The organism is Arthrobacter sp. 05L417, assembly GCF_056397865.1.
Window position 1 is genome coordinate 1 of record NZ_JBFTOG010000086.1, and the last position, 1,414, is coordinate 1,414.

Genomic DNA, 1,414 nt, shown 5'->3' on the forward strand with positions numbered 1-1,414 from the left:
GAGCTGATCCCCGCCGGCCTGGCCTCGCGTGACTCCCTGCGCCTCGAAGCCGGCATGCCGCTCTACGGCAACGAGCTCTCCCGCGAAGGCAACCCCTTCTCGGCAGGCCTGGGTCCTGTTGTGTCGCTCGCCAAGGAAAGCGACTTCGTGGGCCGCGCTGCCCTGGAAGCCCTGAAGGCTGAGGGCGCCGGTTCCACCAGCGGCCGCAAGCTGGTAGGCCTCAAGGGCCTGGGCCGCCGCGCCGGCCGCAGCCACTACCCGGTCCTCAAGGACGGCGTGGTGGTCGGTGAAGTCACCTCCGGCCAGCCGAGTCCCACCCTCGGTTACCCCGTAGCACTGGCCTACGTCGACGTCGAACACGCCGAACCAGGCACGGCACTTGATGTAGACCTGCGCGGCAAGGCCGAGCGGTTCGAAGTTGTTGCCTTGCCGTTCTATAAGCGGGCTAAGTAGGCACTGGTACGGTTCCGATTGGTGCGTGACCGTGGTTGCGTTTGGCCCGTCGGGTCCGACATCCTCTGCATGCTCGGTCGCGAAGACGCCCGCTAAGCGGACGTGTCGCTCTCGCAGGGGCCCACGCCGTCAGGGTTCCCTGACCGAGCTTGCGAGGTTAGGGGGACGGTGGGGACGCATGCTGCCGGATGCCGGCACCCGATGGGGCCCTGCATCTCACCTCTGGTTCAGCTCACCTCGGGTTCAGTTCCAGTCCGGCACCTTTGGCCCGCTTTTGAAAGCCAAAGGTGCCGGATAATGGGCCGCCTGCCGCAGATTGGCCTACAGAAACTGGATTGGCGCACGGGAACCACGGGTCACCTACTAAACCCGAAAGGGCCAGCGTTCTTTTCCCGAACTGTTGGCCCCGAAAACTGAACAAGCCTCTAGCGGTGGGGGAGCGGCATCCGGCAGCGTGCGTCAAAGCGACGAAGGAGCAGCACGCAGAGGATGGCGTCCCCCGCCGCGTAACCTGACCACAACTGTTTTTAGACCAACGCAAAGGAAAAAACATGGCAAAAGTTGCACCTGAACTGCAGTACTCCGACGAGCACGAGTGGGTTGCCCGCGAAGCCGGCAATCTTGTGTCTGTCGGCATCTCCGCCGTGGCCACCGATGCCCTCGGCGACATCGTGTACGTTGACTTGCCCGAGATCGGTTCCGCTGTGACGGCGGGGGAGACCTGCGGTGAGGTTGAGTCCACCAAGTCCGTCTCGGACCTGTATTCCCCGGTGACGGGCGAGGTTACGGAAGTGAACTCCGCCGTCGTGGAGGATCCTGCCCTGATCAACAACGATCCGTACGGTGCGGGCTGGCTCTTCAAAGTGGCCGTGATCGAACATGGCCCGCTGCTTTCCGCGGAGGAATATGCTTCCAAGAACGGTGGCGAGCTGTGAGCGCCGCGAACGGAACGGCTGTGTTC

At 63.9% G+C, this 1,414-nt stretch carries 2 protein-coding genes; both read left to right on the forward strand.

From position 1 onward, the window contains the following. A partial coding sequence (locus tag AC1DJW_RS26390; protein WP_476902939.1) for a glycine cleavage T C-terminal barrel domain-containing protein occupies nt 1–453 on the forward strand: 453 nt, incomplete at its 5' end. A gap of 551 nt (nt 454–1,004) precedes the next feature. Beyond that, nucleotides 1,005–1,388 carry a glycine cleavage system protein GcvH gene (gene gcvH, locus AC1DJW_RS26395; protein WP_476902940.1) on the forward strand — a complete coding sequence of 128 codons (384 nt, stop codon included), beginning with the start codon at nt 1,005–1,007 and terminating at the stop codon, nt 1,386–1,388. Nucleotides 1,389–1,414: the final 26 nt, after the last annotated feature.